Below are 18,217 nucleotides of genomic sequence, written 5' to 3'. Positions count from 1 at the left end.
TTCCTTTATTTCCTTATACTATTAATGGTATATTAAGTAAAGTTGTTTGAAAATAACCATAATGTGGTTAAATATGTAAGGAGTGGTGCGATAATGTCTATCGAGGTACCAATTTCAATACCAAAAACGTTAATTATTATTCCAGCATATAATGAGGAAGAAGCAATTGCAGATACATTAACAAGATTATTAGAACTAAAACAACATTTTACAAGATTAAGCATTTGCGTTATTAATGATGGTTCACAAGATAAAACAGCTCAAATCGTAAAAAGTTTCCCTGTTCATCTTATTAATTTACCATATAATCTGGGCATCGGTTCAGCTGTACAAACTGGCTATAAATACGCATATGAGAATGGATATGATATTGCAATTCAGTTCGATGCTGATGGACAACATAATCCGGATGATTTATACAAAATTATACAGCCTATTGCTGAAGGCCAATGCGATATGGTGCTAGGTTCACGCTTTACAGAAAAAACAGCTTATAAAGGTAGTATTTCAAGAAGAATCGGTATTTTTTATTTTACCGCCCTATTGAAAGTGTTAACGAAACAAACATTTATGGATCCAACTTCTGGATATCGTGCTATCAATCGAGAAGTAATTAAGATTTTTGCACACAATTATCCAAAAGATTATCCAGAGCCAGAAGTCCTTATTCATTTAAAAAAGAAAAAACTTCGCATTAATGAGATATCTGTAAATATGCAAGAGCGACAAGGTGGACAATCTTCCATCACACCTCTTAAATCTGCATATTACATGGTTAAAGTAAGCCTTGCTATATTGATGCAAAAAATCGTGAAAGGTTGATAGTGAATGCATATAATTACCTTTTCATTCATCTTTATTTTGTTATTATTCTTCTTAATTATTAATTCTATTCGTCGCGGGACTTTAGAAACAAAATATGCTATTTTGTGGATTTTTGTTTGTGTTGCAATGGCTATTTTAAGTTCTACTGATAAAATTATAAATTGGATTGGAAAACTATTAAAAGTAGAATATCCACCATCCATTTTATTCTTATTTGGATTATTATTCTGTTTCATCTTAATTTTTGACCTAACAAGAAAAATTTCTAAGCTACACCATCAACTTGTAACATTAACGCAAGATTATGCATTATTAAAGCAAAAATTAAACGTAACGCAAACTGAAACAGATAACGAATAATTTTTTCTATTTAAATACTAATATATACAAAAAACCCCTTAATTCTTCTAAGAATCAAGGGGCTTTTCATTTCAAACTATTTGTTTCTAATTAATAGTTTACTAATTTTCATAACCGTTGCCACGGTCCCTACTCCAATTATAATAAATAAGAATGGGATTAATGGTAATGCATATCTTTCATATGCAGCATAAAAGCATGTTAAGGCTGTTTGCAGTAAAAGGATTGACCATAAAAATGTAGTCTCTCTCCACCTTTTTAAAAGGAAGATAAATGAAAGTATTGTACATATTAAGAACATCGTCTTAATAAAATTATGTATTTCATTCATATCCTTTGCAGAAACATTGAATACTTCAATATTATGCTCTATAGAATAATACGGTTTTTTCCACATAATTTCTGGCTTCAAGATTAAATAACTCTCTATCATGGAGGTCTTATCTGTTTTCCACCATTCTTTCATTTTATCTTTCGCTATTTTTTCTTCTAATTCCATAAATTCATGTGCTTCCAGGTTAGGGTACTTTGCGTGTAATTCTATTTCAAGTGTTGCCATATCCTTACCTTCTGGGTAGCCTTTCCCTTGATACGTTCCAAGTAATAACGGATTCCCTGCCCCAGCAGTTAGTGGAATAAATTTATCAAATTGAATGTAATTGCGGGCCCACCATGGTCCAAGTACGATAAGTCCTATTCCTATACTTATAATCGCTTGCTTCATCATAACGCGGAATGGATAGCGCTTCATTAAGAGATATATAAATAATGGTATTGGATATAAAGCAACTTGTACGCGTAAGTACAATGCTAAAAAGTAGAAAATTAATACAATTAGAAAATGTTTCGTTTTATGAGTATCAGCTAATTTTAAACTAAAATATAATAATCCCAATGAAAAGAATAAAAACGGTCCTTCTGTTAAAGTTAAATTTTCCATAACAATCTCTGGAGGATACACAGCTAATAAGAAAGCACCTATTAATCCTGCAGCGGGATTCAATAAATAAGTACCAATCTTATAAGTTAGTAAAATACTAAGTACCCCTAATAGGATAATAATTAATTTAGCCACAAAAAGGCCTTCATTACCATTTCCAAAAAAGTAAAATACAGTAGCTAAAAATGCTGGAAAACCTGGCATAATATGAATAGTTGGTTTATCCGGCTCATGATATGTTAACATTCCTGTTTCCAATAAAATGGTTGCCGTTTTTTGATAACCTATATCATCGCTAGCTATAGTCAAATCTGCACCATGTGTTTGTAAAGTTGCAAAACGAAGCGCAAAACCGACTATCATAATAATCCCTAAAAGAATTACATTAGATTTGCGAGTAAATCGCCTTAACATCTCATCTTCTCCCTTCAAATACATAATTTTCAAATTATATTTCTATATTTTTACAAGACAATATATTCTATAATAAATACTTTTTATACAAAGTACAATAATAGAAAGTTGATTTACAAAGTTTATATGCGTTAAACTGATACAGATGTTCTTGTAATCTTCTTCCTTTCAAAAGGCTTGTATATATGGTGCAAGACATAAAAAATTTGAGGAGATAAAAATTCTATGATGGAACAAAAACAACTTGTTTCTGTTGTCATACCCCTGTATAACACAGAAAAATATATTGAAGAAACGATGCAGTCAATACTGGATCAAACATATAAAAACATTGAAATTGTAATTGTAGATGATGGAAGTAAAGATCAATCACCTTCTATCGTAAAAAATCTTGCAGAAAAATATCCGGGTCAAGTAAAATACGTTCACCAAAAAAACCAAGGTGTTTCAGTAGCTCGTAATACAGGGATTGAAAATGCTAGCGGAGAATACATCGCTTTCCTTGATAGTGACGACTTATGGCATCCAACTAAAATTGAGAAACAAATCGAGAGTATGCATAAAAACAACATGGACGCGTGCTATTGTGGTTATATGAATTTCTACGAAGAAACAGGTGAAAAGGTTGATCATACAACAAACTTTATTAAAGGTGATATGGCAAAAGCATTCTTAACACACCAAGTTGTTGCTCAAACAAGTACTTGGGTTTTCAAACGCTCTATCGCAATGAATCATAATATCCGTTTTACACCAGGATGTAGCTGGGGAGAAGACTTGGAGTTTTTATTTAAATTAATGAGCGTAACAAACGTATGCTATGTAGATGAATATTTGACATATTATCGAATTTTATCAGAAGGAAATCTTTCTTCAAAGTATAAAGATTATGAATTAAAGACAGCAAAAGAATTAGAAGTATTTAATCGAATGAAGGATTGGGTTCATAATAAGTCAAAAGACTTAATCGTGAATGATTCTACAGAACTTCTTGAAATTCTTGAAACTTATCTATTCCCATATACGGTCATTAATAACGCTTGTATATACATTAAGGGCAACTCTAAATTAGATAAATCACAAGTTCAACTAATCAAAAGCGATATAAATAAATATTGTCGCAAAATTTATTCGAAAAATGGAAAACGAAGCAAGAAATTATACGCAATGCTTTGGTTTGTACGAATCAAATTTCTGTTTTCTTAAATAAAAATAAGCTTCTAAACATTCTTTCCGTAAACAAATCAAATTTACAAATAGGACAACGTGCGTCCTAAGGAATAGAAAGGTTTTGTTCCATGAAAAATAATAAAATTCTTAAAAACGCCTCCTACCTCTTTGTAGGAAATATCACCGTTCGATTTGTACTAGCTATCGCAACGATTCTCTTTGCAAGATATGTTTCACCAAGTGACTATGGGATGTTTACGATTGCATTAGCAGTTTCCGCTGTTATTTGTTATTTCACAGATGCAGGTTTGACACATACGTTTATGCGTGAAGGAACAAGAGACAGCGCTAACATTAGCGTATTAATAAGTAGTTATTTACGTATTCGTTTAGTATTAGCTATCGTAATTTCTGTGCTCTTCGCTATTTTCGCTCAGTTCTTCTATACCGATGCGTACTTACGTGCCATGGTATATTGGGTTGTACTGCCAACCATGTTTGGAGCAACTTTACAAGGGGTTGGAATGGCTTATTTCCAAGTAACAGAACGTATGCAATTTACAGCAATTATTTCTGTACTACAAGGTGTAACAGCAGCAGCTGCGCTTCTACTAGGAATGGCATTTGAATGGTCACTTATGATGGTCGCTGCCATGTACGGAATATCTAGCCTTGTAACAGGAGTCATTGCCTTTATAATGACCATCCGCTATACAACAATTCATAAGGGTTGGGACAAAGGTATTTTAGATCAACTGCTTATTTTCACAATCAATGGCATTATCATTATGCTTTTACCGCAGTTAGGTCCTATTATATTAGAAAAAGTTTCAACGCATGAGCAAGTTGGATTCTTTGGAACTTCCTATAAAATACCTGCCGTACTTTATCAAATACCTGGTGTCATTGCAGCAGCCTTCTATCCAAAATTGTTTGCGTTTGGAAATGAAAAGAATATCGATGAACATAAAAAACTGTCTGAATTCGAATTAAAACTGATGTCCTTCTTAGGAATGGGGATCTCCATTCCATTTATCGCTGATCCAAGCTTTTGGATTGTTACTTTATTAGGGGGAGAATACGCACCAGCTAGTGATGCTCTTGCAATCTTAGCCTTTATGGTTATTTTACAATCTATCAACTATCCACTTGCTGATAATTTAACAACTATTGGTCAACAGTGGAAGCGTGCGACAACGATGGGAATTGGATTAGCTGTCGCTATCGTAAGTTACATCGCATTAGGCAGCCAATTTGGAATGATGGGAGCTGCAGCAGCTGCGATCATTACCGAGATTACATTATTAATCGGATTTACTTTATTCGTTCGTAAAGGTTTTTCATTACTATTCAAAGGAATAATATTTAATAGCCTAGCGTTTATAATCAGTTACGCAATATACCGCACAGCATTAATTAACTTACCACCACTAATAGCTTTAACACTTACTGGTATATTGTACGGTATTATCGGTCTTGCCATTGACCCACAAATACGTGGATTGATTTTAGGATTTATAAATAAAAAGCTGGCTCGAAAATAAATAAAAATAAAAACTTCAAATTTAATTTGAAGTTTTTATTTTATCTTCTTCACTTAGAATGAGCCCTGTTTTCAATCTATATCTTAAATTGACTTGCCTTTCTGGAATGATTATACTTGGAAACGAACAGCCCTAGATGTACAACACCTAGTATTAAAGCAATTCGCAGTTAATCTTTTATACAAACATTAACTCGTTACACCATAAATTACACAACAGAAAACTTTATTACTACCGTTAAAAATCGTCGATTCATCCATAGTTTTTCTTCATTATAAGACAATATCTAAATATGGAGAATATGGATTAAATCTTAATAATTGTATTGGGGAGGCTTATTCATTTAATGACTTCAGAGGTAAATAAAAGAACATTTTTTACTAAAAGCACACTTATTATCATTCCATTATTAATAATATGTGCATTTGCTTTTCATTACTTTTTCTTAAAATCAGACAATGTATTTTCTAGTACGGGAGATGCATTATCACAATTCAGCTTCTTTACATTCCTTTTACAACATGCATTTAAAGATGGGAATTTATTTTGGTCTTGGGATTATGGCTTAGGTGGAGATTTATTCGGGGAATTTAGTTATTACTATAGTACAGCACCATTTTTCTGGCTTACGCTTCTACTTCCTAAACTAAATTTTGACCAAATCTTTGAGATGAAGCTATATATGAGTATTTTAAAAAGTACATTAGCGATGTTATTCATGTATGGTTCTTTACGTTATCATAATAAAACTATTTTTTCTTCTTTCATTTCTGCCATTATATATGGAGGATGTGTGACTTTTATTCGCCATTCTTTATTATGGGATTTCATGGCAGATGCTATAGTGTTTTTACCTTTAGTAATATGGGGATTAGATAAATATATTTTAGAGCGAAAAAAGGGATTATTCCTGTTTGCAACAGCACTTATGCTTGCATCAAATTTCTATTTCGCTTTCATTACTAGTATTTTCATCTATATTTATGCCTTTTTCCAATATTTTGCTACACAGCAGAATAAAACAATTAAAACATTTATAACTTATTATATTAGAATTGCTTTCCTATATTCTTTATCACTAGGTTTAGCCGCTGTTTGCTTTATACCATCTGTAAATGGAGTATTTAGTTCAGATCGACTAGCTACAAAATTTACTATTCCATTATTTTTTGAAGATACGTTTTATAAAAACTTAATGGAAAGTATCTTTTTCATTAATAATACAGAGGATTATCAGCTCGCATTCCCAGTTTTCATCCTCTTCCTTATTACAAGTGCGCTTCTAATACGCAATAAACTTGTCACAAATAAGTTACTCTTTACTGGGTTTATGTTAGTTCTATATATGCTTCCATATACGTATTCCGTATTTAATGGCTTTTCCGCTATGCAATACAGATGGTTTTACTTATTTGCATTTGTAGTTGCGCAAACTGCCGCCTACATTTTAGATTGGATGCTACTTAACAAAAAGAAGGTCAACTCTTTAATAGGTCCTTTGCTAGCAACAGCACTATTTATTTACGCATTCTATAGAAAAGTAAATATAAACGGACAACCACTAGAAACGATTGATAAAATTTTAATCGGTACTACTGTTTTATCTATTATTACAATATTACTATGGCGCTATTTATCAAAAGCAGTCTTACAATCTTTCATTATATTGAATGTACTGGTCAATGTAATATGTATTAATTACATCTATTCAGATACAGCTCTTAGTAAACACTTTAATCAAGCAGGCGCAACAAAAGAATCATTACATGGTCCAGGTCTCGATAATAAGGATGAAATTGACGCAATTCATTATATACAAAATCAAGATAAAGATTTTTATCGAATTATCAATCCAAACAATAATTATAAGAATACGCCGATGCTGCAAGGTTATCATGGTACAAGTACTTATCAAAGCTTAGTCAATCGTGATGTTCATGACTTTATGAAAAATAAGTACAATGTTTTCCAAGGATATGATAGTCCATCTATGTTCTTCCAGTTAGATAAACGACTATTCCTTGAGAACATGCTAGGGGTAAAATATTATGTATTAAGTGAAGGTGCTAATAAAACTGATATTCCGTATGGTTATAAATATTTACAACAAGTAGGTCCTTACAACATTTATAAAAACGAATTTGCACTGCCATTAGGCTATGTATACGAAGCTGGAATAAGTGATGAAGAATTTTCAAAACTTAATTTTGCTGAGAGAGATCAACTTTTATTAGATGCTGTAGTTGTAGATAATGTTGGAAGTCTTCCGTTAAAACAATTTAATACAAAACAGCTAGATTCAAAACAAATTAAGATTAATCCAAATAAAATTAAGTGGGAAAATATAGATAAAGAGAAAGATATACTCACTGTTCATGAAAATGGGCGTATAATAGTACCTGTTGATAATACCGATATGTTAGGTGATCTCCTTGTTGAAATTAAAATTAGAAATATAAATAAGGAATCATTTGGGGTTACTGTGAATGACAAATCTATGATAAAAGGTAATGAAGATGGCGCTTATGCTTACCCGTTAGAAAGATTTGTTTACAATTTAGGAAAAGATGCGAAGCCAACTGAGCTAATCATTTCGATCCCTACTCCTGGTCAATATGAGTTGAAAGACTTACAAGTCAACAGTACCAACTATAAAACTGTCCCGAAAAAAGTGAATACTTTAAAAGAAAATAGCCTACAAAATATTTACTATAAAGGTAACTACTTAAAAGGTAATATTAATTCTACTAAAGATGGATTACTATATTTATCTGTACCGTATAGTAAAGGATGGTCAATACAGGTTGACGGTAAAGAAACTGAGTTTACGAAGGCTAATTCTTCCTTTATTGGTGTTCCTATTTCAAAAGGGCAGCATGTAGTTGAAATGAAATACGTCACACCTTATTTCAAAATGGGTCTCGTTATTTCTATCATTTCATTTATCATTTGTATCTCGCTTCTAGTTCTTGGAGATAAGGATCGATATAAAAAATTTAAAAGTCGCTTTAAAAAAAGTTATTAAAATAAATTGAAGTAAAAGTTGAAGATAATTACTTCAATTTTTACTTCATGCCCAGTTTAAAATTACACCTAAGGAGGTCCTAACATGACCCTTTCAATAGTAGTACCTTGTTATAATGAGGAGAAGGTACTCAGAGCTTTCTATTCAGAGACTTCTCTTGAAATTCATAAGCTAACTACTGATTATGAATTTGTTTTCGTCAATGATGGAAGTAAAGATAATACACTAGAAATTCTACGTGACCTAGCCGATTCAGACTCAAGTGTGCATTATATATCATTTAGTAGGAATTTTGGAAAAGAAGCTGCTATGCTTGCCGGTCTAAAGTACGCTACAGGCGACGCTGTGGTTATTATGGATGCTGATTTACAACATCCACCCGAACTAATAAAAGATATGTTAGACGGCTATAATAACGGCTATGATCAAGTAATTGCAAAGCGAACTAGAACGGGTGATTCACCAGTACGTTCTTTCGTTTCTAGCTTATATTATAAAGTCATGAATAAATTCGTTGATATTGAGCTAGTAGATGGCATCGGTGATTTTAGACTTTTAAGTAGAAGTGCAGTCGATTCACTACTATCTCTAACTGAATACAATCGTTTTTCAAAAGGTTTATTTTCTTGGATTGGTTTCAAAGAACAAATTATTGAATACGAAAATGTATTACGTTCTGACGGAGAAAGTAAATGGACTTTCTCTAAGTTATTAAATTACGGGATAGATGGTGTAATTTCGTTTAACAATAAACCATTGCGATTATCTATATACCTTGGATTATTAACAACGCTTTTAGCTGTTTTATATGTAATCACTACATTTATTCAAATTACCGTTAGCGGCGTCGATGTACCAGGATACTTTACATTAATTTCTGCCATATTATTTATCGGTGGTATTCAACTCATTTTCCTAGGGGTTATCGGTGAATACATCGGTCGTATTTATTATGAAACAAAGCGTAGACCACATTTCATTGTAGCAGAAAAAAAAGTTAGTAAAGTAAAACAAAAAGCTTAGTAAAAAAGTTACTTCTGTAAATAGAAGTAACTTTTTTACTATTATATTTCCAAAAAAAATTAACGCAAAATAATTCTTGAAAAAAGATACATTTTGAAAGGATAGCATTATACTCAATAATTTAGTATCATGATTCAAGGTACTATTTCAAGTTGGACGGAGGATACTATGAGCTTATTAACAGTAGAAAAACTAGGCCATACATTTGGCGATCGCACATTATTTAAAGATGTATCCATGCGTTTACTAGCAGGAGAACATGTCGGATTAGTCGGTGCAAACGGTGTTGGTAAATCAACATTTATGAATATTATTACTGGTCAACTTATCCATGATGAAGGCCGTGTAGAATGGACACCTGGTACAAATTACAGTTACTTAGACCAGCATACAATTTTAACACCTGGTCGCACAATTCGTGATGTATTAGCTGACGCGTTTTTACCTTTATTTGAAAAAGAAAAAGCTTTAAATGAAGTTGCAGAAAAAATGGGAACGGCAACACCGGAAGAATTAGAGGACCTTCTTGAGCAGATGGCAGAAATCCAAGATGCTCTCGAAGCAGGTGGTTTCTATTTACTAGATATGAAAATCGAAGAGGCAGCAAGAGGTCTTGGAATTGATGCAATCGGTTTAGATCGTGATGTTTCAGCACTAAGTGGTGGACAACGTACAAAAGTATTACTTGCAAAGCTATTACTTGAGCAACCAGAAGTGTTATTACTCGATGAGCCTACTAACTATTTAGACGTTGAACATATTCATTGGTTAACGAATTATTTAAAAGAATATCCACATGCATTCTTATTAATTTCTCATGATACGGAATTTATGAATAAATGCGTTGATGTTATTTTCCATCTAGAATTTACAAAAATGACGCGCTATACAGCGACATACGAAAAATTCCTAGAGTTAGCCGAAATTAATAAAAATCAACATATAAATGCTTATGAAAAACAGAAAGAATTTATTAAAAAACAGGAAGACTTTATTGCAAAGAACAAAGCTCGTTATTCAACGACAGGTCGTGCAAAAAGTCGTCAAAAACAACTTGATCGCATGGAGCGTATTGATCGCCCGGAAACAGCAATTAAGCCAGAATTCTCATTTAAAGAGTGTCGTGCAAGTAGCCGTTTCGTCTTTGAAGGCGAAGATGTAGAAATTGGATATACACATCCATTACTACCAAAGCTATCAATGACAATTGAACGTGGTGAAAAAATTGCCATCGTTGGTTGTAATGGTGTTGGTAAATCAACATTACTAAAAACGATTTTAGGAAAAATTAAACCTTTAAGCGGCAAAACAAGTCTTGGTGACTTCTTAGAGCCTGCATACTTCGAGCAAGAAGTAAAAGCTGATAATATAACACCAATTGATGACGTTTGGAACACATTCCCTAGCATGGACCAACATCAGGTTCGTGCAATGTTAGCGAAATGTGGATTGAAAAATGAGCATATCTCTCGTCCGCTAAATCAATTAAGTGGTGGCGAACAAGCAAAAGTTCGTTTATGTAAGCTAATGGGTGAAGAAAGTAACTGGATCCTATTCGATGAGCCAACAAACCATCTTGATGTTACAGCAAAGGAAGAACTTCAAAAAGCTCTGAAAGCATATAAAGGGACAATCCTTCTTGTATGTCACGAACCAGAATTTTATGAAGGCTGGATCACAAAAACTTGGAATGTTGAAGAGTGGGCAGAAAAAAACAACTAAATTATTTAATGTCAGTAAAAAGAGTCGTTCCTAAAAGGTACTTAGGGACGGCCTTTTTTTATAAACAAAGATTCTTTTCTCTCTCACCACTTAAGAGAACTTCTCACAATATAAAGAAATTAAGAATGTAAATAATCTTCTAAATTTTATATTCTTACATTTAGAAGAAAATTTTGGTATTATTTAGATAAAATAGGAAAGGAATTAATTGAAATGGTATTTAGTAACCTTGTCTTTTTATGTTTATTTTTACCCGCTGTACTCTTAATTTATTATGCTGTACGCAAAGAACTACAAAATATAGTTTTATTATTTTTTAGTTTAGTATTTTATGCTTGGGGCGAACCCGTCTATGTTTTCCTAATGCTGTTCTCTATCTTTGTTAACTATTGGTTTGGTATCTTGTTAGGGAATAGTCGCTTCACAAATGGGCAAAGAAAACTATTATTAACATTTGCAATTGTAATGAACACAGCTATTTTAGGGTATTTTAAATACGCAAACTTTTTAGTGGATAATATTAATTCTATCTTCCATACCAATATCATTCTTGAAAAAATACCTTTACCAATTGGTATTTCATTTTTCACGTTCCATGCGATGAGTTATATTATCGACATTTATAAGAAAAAAGTCGATGCTCAACGAAATATCTTTGATTTGGCTTTATACTTTACTGTATTTCCACAATTAGTAGCAGGACCAATTGTTCGTTACAATACAATTTCTCACCAATTACACCAGCGAACTGTTGATGCCGAAAAATTCTCTGAAGGAGTTCGCCGTTTTATTATTGGCTTGGGGAAAAAAGTTTTAATTGCTAACCAATTAGGTGCTATAGCCGATGAGATTTTCGCAATGAATCCTTCTGATATGAGTGTATCATTAGCTTGGATGGGAGCCATTGCCTATACACTACAAATTTACTTTGATTTTTCTGGGTATAGCGACATGGCAATTGGATTAGGAAAGATGTTTGGATTTGATTTTCTAGAAAACTTTAATTATCCATATATCTCAAAATCCATTTCTGAATTTTGGCGTCGTTGGCATATTTCGCTCGGTTCTTGGTTCCGCGATTATGTCTATATTCCTCTTGGAGGAAATCGCGTTACAACTTGGAAAGTTTATCGTAACCTCTTCATCGTATGGGGATTAACCGGTTTTTGGCATGGTGCCAGTTGGACCTTTATGATTTGGGGTATTTATTATGGCGTTCTAATTGCACTTGAAAAAGCAGGACTTGAAAACCTACTTCAAAAATTATGGAGTCCTCTCCAACATATTTACGTTATGTTTTTAGTTATTATTGGATGGGTATTTTTCCGCGCAGATAATTTCAGTTATTGCCTTGAATTTTTAAAATCCATGTTCGGATTTAACGGTCCGTTAACAGACATTAATAGTTATTTCTATATAATGAATTATTGGGGCATTTTCCTATTAGCTATTATTACTGCAGCGCCCGTATTTCCATGGTTACAAAAAGTGTTATCAACAAAAAGATTTGCTGTTTTATCGCCAATTTATTATTTAAGTATTTTAGTCATTGTTTTAGTATTCCTAACAAATGCAACTTATAATCCATTTATTTATTTCCGTTTTTAAAGGAGGTTCACTATGAAGAAATTTCAAAACCTCACTTTAATAATGGGGTTTCTTACAGTTATTTTTGGAGTGGGTATTTGGACAGCAAAAGTTATCCTTATAGATAAAAAGACATTTTCTGAATTTGAGAACAGAAACTTAGCAATTAGACCTGCTGTAAGTGCTTCCACTATAAAAACTGGAGAATTATTTAAAGGTATCGAAACACATTTTACAGATCATATTGGACCTAGAGATTTCTTTCTTGAAAGTTATATAAAGTTCCAACTGTCTATGAATCGAACATTCGTAAACAACATTCATGTTACAAACGATCAATTTATTTTTAATAGACCTAATATGGAAAATCATTTAAATGATGTTGATGCTGGGGTTCATGAATTAAATACTTTGAAAAAAGATTTTCCACAAACAGAATTTTATTTTTCTTTAGTTCCTAGTAAGCAAACAGCGTTACAATATAAGCTTCCCTCTTACCTAAATCTTGGGTACGAACAAATACTTAGGGATCACCTTGCTGAGAGATTGGCAGAAACTAAATTCCCTATTATTGATGTATTATCAATGTTTAAAGAAAGATTTACCAACAAAGAACTAGAACGAATGTATTTAACTACAGACCATCATTGGAATATGGAAGGTGCCTTTTATGCATATGAGGATACGATGAATTTTATTAATTCTCATTCAAACAAATATAAAGGACAACCAATAAAGAAAGATGACTACACCATTAACTGGGAAAAACCGAAAGGAAAGTTTGTTGGCAGCTGGAATAATCAATTGTACCGCTTAATTGATACTTCATCTGTACAAATTCCATATTTCCATTATAATTCGGGTGAATCTTGGGACGACTACACAGTTTACTATGGTGCTATTAAAGAGGATACTGCTAAGGAATCTATGGCTCAGTTTTACGGAAAAGAAAAAGATATTCCGGCCCCTGGATATGCTAGTGTTTATCAAACGGATTTCCCTGAAATAAACATCATTAATGAAAAGGCAGACAACGATTTACACCTTGTTATCTTAAAGGATTCGTATGCTGATGCTACATATCCTTTATTTGCACGTAATTTTGCTAAAACAACTTTTATTGATCCTCGTTACACGCAAGGAAAAAATGTGAAACAGCAACTAGAAGAACAAAATGCAGATATTGTATTGTTTATATACAATGACACCAACGTTTATGGTGACATGTATAAATTTCAAAACGTAAAATAAAAACTTATTTTCAACTGTAATCAGTGGGATTAGAATCCCACTGATTACAGTCTCAATTTATATAGTAATATCGGGCTAACCTCAATCTAAAATCATTCAAATCATTATACGCTTCCAAATTCGCTAACATCCCTCGAATAACTGGAATCCTCGGATTTTGAACTCTCATTTCAGATTCTAAAACATCTAAAGTGACTAAAACCTCATCATTTTCCAGTTGATCGGCTAATGTTCGTTTAAATACAATAATTTCACTTAAAAAATGTTCCTTCACCTGTTCCTTAATAAGCTCGGAACTGCAAAGAAATTTTCCAAGTCTCTCTTCATGTAGAACAGGTTCCTCCGAAGATTCTAGAAGCCCCTCTACTAAATTGTCTATCCTTTTTAAAATAAAAGCTGAAACATAGGACAAATCAATTTCTGGCGCATTTAAAATAATTAATTGTAAATAACCGTGGCATATCCCTTCCACCATAATTACCAAATCTAATAAATATGGACTAATCTTTTCACCATAAATAGACCGTAGGCTATTCCGATAAAATGCATGAGATTCTAACTTCATCCGCATCATAAACTCTTCTACTTCTTTATTAAATGGAATGGCATTTTCTCTTGCATGCATAATAATAAATTCTTTATGTTTTTGTACATCAGTAAACTGAAAATATAATTGTTTTTCAAATTTTTCACGTGGTAATAAAGACTCTTTTTCAATATCCAGCATTTTCTTTTGGATCTTGTCATAATAATATCGAAGTGTCGCTAATAAAAGCTCATCTTTCGATTTAAAATATAAATAAAAAGCCCCTTTTGATATACCACAAGCTGTGACAATTTCTTGTACTGACGTTGCATTTACACCCTTAGTCGCAAATAACTTCATAGCCATCTCTATAATTAAGCGCTCTTTTTCTTTCATATCTTCTCTCCTAAACTTAATTTCGCATCTTATGTAAATTTAAATTCAATTCAATTTAATCTTATATTAGCAAGTAGCAAGACCCTTATCCCAAAATTTAACGGGACAAAAAATTTTTGGGTAAGCCTATTATCTATATAGAAGCTCAATTAATAAAAGCTAATGATTCAGTAAGGAAGAGTAAAAAATCTCTCCCCTTACAGTTTCAATTTATTATACCATCTCTTTTCATTGACGACTGACCGACCAGTCAGTTATATTATGTATTAGACTGACCAGTTGGTCAATACAATAAAAAGGGAGCGCAAACATGAACAAACTCATCAATTTCTCGTTAAAAAATAAGTTCGCGGTTTGGCTACTAACGATTATTGTTACCATTGCAGGCATTTATTCTGGGATGAATATGAAATTAGAAACAATTCCTGATATTACAACGCCTATTGTAACGGTAACGACGGTTTATCCTGGTGCTACGCCAGAAGAAGTAGCTGACAAAATTTCAAAACCGATGGAAGAGCAACTGCAAAATTTAAGCGGTGTAAACGTTGTTAGTTCATCATCTTTTCAAAATGCATCTTCTATTCAAGTAGAATATAATTTTGATAAAAATATGGAAAAAGCCGAAACGGAAATTAAAGAAGCCCTCGCAAACGTGAAACTGCCCGAAGGTGTGAAAGACCCGAAAGTCTCACGGGTAAACTTTAATGCCTTTCCTGTTATTTCATTAAGCGTAGCGAGTAAAAATGAATCTTTAGCTGCCTTAACAGAAAATGTAGAAAAAAATGTTGTTCCTGGATTAAAAGGACTTGATGGTGTCGCATCTGTTCAAATCGCAGGTCAACAAGTAGACGAAGTACAGCTCGTCTTCAAAAAAGACAAGATGAAAGAATTAGGTTTAAGTGAAGATACTGTAAAAAATATGATTAAAGGTTCGGACGTATCGTTACCTCTTGGTTTATATACATTTAAAGATACGGAAAAATCAGTGGTTGTAGATGGTAACATTACAACAATTAAAGCATTAAAAGAATTAAAAATTCCAGCTATCCCTTCATCACCGAATGGTCAAGGTAATCAAAATGCTGGCGCTGGAACACAAACACCACCAATGAATTCAGCCGCTATGAACGGCATACCAACGGTTGCATTAGAAGAAATTGCCGATATTAAAGAAGTCGGAAAAGCAGAATCTATTTCTCGAACAAATGGAAAAGAAGCAATCGGAATTCAAGTTGTGAAGGCTGCTGATGCAAACACAGTTGATGTTGTAAATGCAGTTAAAGATAAAGTAAAAGACCTTGAGAAAAAATATAAAGACTTAGAGATCATCTCAACATTCGACCAAGGTGCACCGATTGAGAAATCAGTTGAGACAATGCTTAGCAAAGCTATTTTCGGTGCTATCTTTGCGATTGTTATTATTATGTTGTTCCTGCGAAACATTCGAACAACGCTAATCTCTGTCGTTTCTATACCACTTTCTCTATTAATTGCAGTTTTAGTCATAAAACAAATGGATATTACGCTTAACATTATGACACTTGGAGCAATGACAGTCGCTATCGGACGTGTCGTCGATGACTCCATTGTTGTTATTGAAAATATTTACCGACGTATGTCGTTATCAGAAGAAAAACTACGCGGGAAAGATTTAATTCGTGAAGCTACGAAAGAAATGTTTATCCCGATCATGTCTTCTACCATTGTAACAATTGCTGTATTCTTACCGCTTGGACTTGTAAAAGGTATGATTGGTGAAATGTTCTTACCATTCGCCTTAACTATCGTCTTTGCTTTATTAGCATCGTTACTAGTGGCTGTTACAATCGTACCAATGCTAGCTCACTCCTTATTCAAGAAAGAGAGCATGAGAGAAAAAGAGGTACATCATGAAGAAAAGCCAAGTAAATTAGCAAACGGCTATAAACGTATACTTGAATGGGCTTTAAATCATAAAATTATTACATCAAGTATCGCTGTCCTTCTATTAGTTGGTAGTCTTGCACTTGTGCCAATTATCGGTGTAAGCTTCTTACCATCTGAAGAAGAAAAAATGATCATTGCAACGTACAAACCTGAGCCAGGTCAAACGTTAGAAGACGTTGAAAAAATTGCAACGAAGGCTGAAAAGCATTTCCAAGATAAAAAAGACGTCAAAACGATCCAATTCTCATTAGGCGGCGAAAACCCAATGAGCCCTGGTCAAACAAATCAAGCGATGTTCTTCGTTCAATATGATAACGATACGAAAAACTTTGAAAAAGAGAAAGAACAAGTCGTTAAAGATTTACAAAAAATGTCTGGAAAAGGCGAATGGAAAAACCAAGATTTCGGAGCAAGTGGCGGTAGTAATGAAATTAAGCTATACGTTTACGGAGATAGCTCTGAAGAAATTAAGCCTGTCGTGAAAGATATTCAAAATATCATGAAGAAAAATAAAGATTTAAAAGATATAGACTCTAGTGTTGCAAAAACATATGCAGAATATACTTTAGTCGCAGATCAAGAAAAGTTAAGTAAAATGGGGCTAACTGCTGCTCAAATTGGAATGGGCCTTTCTAATCAACATGATCGCCCTGTTCTAACAACAATTAAAAAAGACGGTAAAGATATCAATGTATATGTCGAAGCTGAAAAACAAAATTATGAAACAATCGATGATTTAACAAATCGTAAAATTACAACACCACTTGGTAATGAGGTTGCTGTAAAAGATGTTATGACTGTAAAAGAAGGTGAAACTTCTAATACAGTAACGCACCGAGATGGCCGCGTTTATGCGGAAGTTAGTGCAAAATTAGCATCTGATGACGTTTCAAAAGCATCTGCCGCTGTTCAAAAAGAAGTAGATAAAATGGATCTCCCTTCTGGTGTAGATGTTTCTATGGGCGGTGTTACAAAAGATATTCAAGAATCATTTAAGCAACTTGGCTTAGCGATGCTAGCTGCAATTGCCATTGTATACTTCGTTCTTGTCGTTACATTTGGCGGTGCCCTTGCACCATTCGCAATTTTATTCTCGCTACCATTCACAATCATTGGTGCACTCGTTGCCTTATTAATCTCTGACGAAACATTAAGTGTATCTGCAATGATTGGTGCGCTTATGTTAATTGGTATCGTTGTAACGAATGCAATCGTGCTTATTGACCGCGTTATTCATAAAGAAAACGACGGCCTATCAACACGTGACGCATTATTAGAAGCTGGTGCAACTCGCTTACGTCCTATCTTAATGACTGCAATTGCAACAATCGGGGCTCTTATCCCGCTTGCATTAGGATTTGAAGGTAGCGGCTTAATTTCTAAAGGACTTGGCGTAACAGTAATTGGTGGATTAACAAGTTCAACGTTATTAACACTTCTTATTGTTCCAATCGTTTATGAAGCATTAAGCAAATTTAAAAAGAAAAAAGTAAAATAAAAAATAA

Annotated in this window: 12 protein-coding genes; 10 read left to right on the top strand and 2 right to left on the bottom strand. The window is 33.2% G+C overall.

Annotation, left to right across the window (positions count from 1 at the left end):
- The first annotated feature begins 93 nt into the window (after window positions 1-93).
- Window positions 94-822, top strand: a complete 729-nt coding sequence (locus tag MR155_RS17785; protein WP_219300757.1) for a glycosyltransferase family 2 protein — start codon at window positions 94-96, stop codon at window positions 820-822.
- A gap of 6 nt (window positions 823-828) precedes the next feature.
- Window positions 829-1,185, top strand: a complete 357-nt coding sequence (locus MR155_RS17780) for a DUF2304 domain-containing protein (protein ID WP_070145695.1) — start codon at window positions 829-831, stop codon at window positions 1,183-1,185.
- Window positions 1,186-1,261: 76 nt separating this feature from the next.
- Here MR155_RS17780 and MR155_RS17775 read toward each other — a convergent pair whose 3' ends face one another.
- Window positions 1,262-2,539: a glycosyltransferase family 39 protein gene (locus tag MR155_RS17775; protein WP_113936140.1), complete on the bottom strand. Its 1,278-nt coding sequence runs from the start codon at window positions 2,537-2,539 to the stop codon at window positions 1,262-1,264.
- Window positions 2,540-2,764: 225 nt separating this feature from the next.
- Here MR155_RS17775 and MR155_RS17770 point away from each other — a divergent pair, with 225 nt between their 5' ends.
- From MR155_RS17770 to MR155_RS17740, 7 genes are all read left to right on the top strand, one after another.
- Entirely contained in the window at window positions 2,765-3,745 is a 981-nt protein-coding gene (locus tag MR155_RS17770; RefSeq protein WP_242310753.1) for a glycosyltransferase family 2 protein, read from the top strand.
- A 92-nt stretch (window positions 3,746-3,837) separates the two neighbouring features.
- The gene (locus MR155_RS17765; protein WP_242310751.1) at window positions 3,838-5,253 is read left to right on the top strand and encodes an oligosaccharide flippase family protein; all 1,416 of its coding nucleotides are present in this window, start codon (window positions 3,838-3,840) and stop codon (window positions 5,251-5,253) included.
- Between the two features lie 346 nt (window positions 5,254-5,599).
- Window positions 5,600-8,278, top strand: a complete 2,679-nt coding sequence (locus MR155_RS17760) for a YfhO family protein (RefSeq protein ID WP_219300749.1) — start codon at window positions 5,600-5,602, stop codon at window positions 8,276-8,278.
- Between the two features lie 84 nt (window positions 8,279-8,362).
- Window positions 8,363-9,301 carry a glycosyltransferase family 2 protein gene (locus MR155_RS17755; protein ID WP_000175832.1) on the top strand — a complete coding sequence of 313 codons (939 nt, stop codon included), beginning with the start codon at window positions 8,363-8,365 and terminating at the stop codon, window positions 9,299-9,301.
- A gap of 168 nt (window positions 9,302-9,469) precedes the next feature.
- Window positions 9,470-11,023, top strand: a complete 1,554-nt coding sequence (locus MR155_RS17750; protein WP_113936136.1) for an ABC-F family ATP-binding cassette domain-containing protein — start codon at window positions 9,470-9,472, stop codon at window positions 11,021-11,023.
- A gap of 213 nt (window positions 11,024-11,236) precedes the next feature.
- A complete protein-coding gene (locus MR155_RS17745) occupies window positions 11,237-12,631 on the top strand; it encodes an MBOAT family O-acyltransferase (RefSeq protein ID WP_242310749.1) in 1,395 nt (464 codons plus the stop codon).
- Between the two features lie 12 nt (window positions 12,632-12,643).
- Window positions 12,644-13,861: an alginate O-acetyltransferase AlgX-related protein gene (locus tag MR155_RS17740; RefSeq protein ID WP_242310747.1), complete on the top strand. Its 1,218-nt coding sequence runs from the start codon at window positions 12,644-12,646 to the stop codon at window positions 13,859-13,861.
- A gap of 52 nt (window positions 13,862-13,913) precedes the next feature.
- Here the strand turns inward: MR155_RS17740 and MR155_RS17735 are convergent, their stop codons facing one another.
- Window positions 13,914-14,783, bottom strand: a complete 870-nt coding sequence (locus MR155_RS17735) for a TetR/AcrR family transcriptional regulator (RefSeq protein ID WP_242310745.1) — start codon at window positions 14,781-14,783, stop codon at window positions 13,914-13,916.
- Window positions 14,784-15,093: 310 nt separating this feature from the next.
- Here MR155_RS17735 and MR155_RS17730 point away from each other — a divergent pair, with 310 nt between their 5' ends.
- A complete protein-coding gene (locus tag MR155_RS17730; protein WP_242310743.1) occupies window positions 15,094-18,210 on the top strand; it encodes an efflux RND transporter permease subunit in 3,117 nt (1,038 codons plus the stop codon).
- Window positions 18,211-18,217: the final 7 nt, after the last annotated feature.

The sequence above is a fragment of the Bacillus cereus group sp. BfR-BA-01331 genome (assembly GCF_022663915.1).
Lineage (GTDB): Bacteria > Bacillota > Bacilli > Bacillales > Bacillaceae_G > Bacillus_A > Bacillus_A mycoides.
This window is presented reverse-complemented; position numbering and strand designations above follow the sequence as displayed.

Bases quoted from the DNA above. Each gene is read 5' to 3' on its own strand.
- MR155_RS17785 (WP_219300757.1), top strand. From the start codon at position 94: ATGTCTATCGAGGTACCAATTTCAATACCAAAAACGTTAATTATTATT.
- MR155_RS17780 (WP_070145695.1), top strand. From the start codon at position 829: ATGCATATAATTACCTTTTCATTCATCTTTATTTTGTTATTATTCTTC.
- MR155_RS17775 (WP_113936140.1), bottom strand. From the start codon at position 2,539: ATGTTAAGGCGATTTACTCGCAAATCTAATGTAATTCTTTTAGGGATT.
- MR155_RS17770 (WP_242310753.1), top strand. From the start codon at position 2,765: ATGATGGAACAAAAACAACTTGTTTCTGTTGTCATACCCCTGTATAAC.
- MR155_RS17765 (WP_242310751.1), top strand. From the start codon at position 3,838: ATGAAAAATAATAAAATTCTTAAAAACGCCTCCTACCTCTTTGTAGGA.
- MR155_RS17760 (WP_219300749.1), top strand. From the start codon at position 5,600: ATGACTTCAGAGGTAAATAAAAGAACATTTTTTACTAAAAGCACACTT.
- MR155_RS17755 (WP_000175832.1), top strand. From the start codon at position 8,363: ATGACCCTTTCAATAGTAGTACCTTGTTATAATGAGGAGAAGGTACTC.
- MR155_RS17750 (WP_113936136.1), top strand. From the start codon at position 9,470: ATGAGCTTATTAACAGTAGAAAAACTAGGCCATACATTTGGCGATCGC.
- MR155_RS17745 (WP_242310749.1), top strand. From the start codon at position 11,237: ATGGTATTTAGTAACCTTGTCTTTTTATGTTTATTTTTACCCGCTGTA.
- MR155_RS17740 (WP_242310747.1), top strand. From the start codon at position 12,644: ATGAAGAAATTTCAAAACCTCACTTTAATAATGGGGTTTCTTACAGTT.
- MR155_RS17735 (WP_242310745.1), bottom strand. From the start codon at position 14,783: ATGAAAGAAAAAGAGCGCTTAATTATAGAGATGGCTATGAAGTTATTT.
- MR155_RS17730 (WP_242310743.1), top strand. From the start codon at position 15,094: ATGAACAAACTCATCAATTTCTCGTTAAAAAATAAGTTCGCGGTTTGG.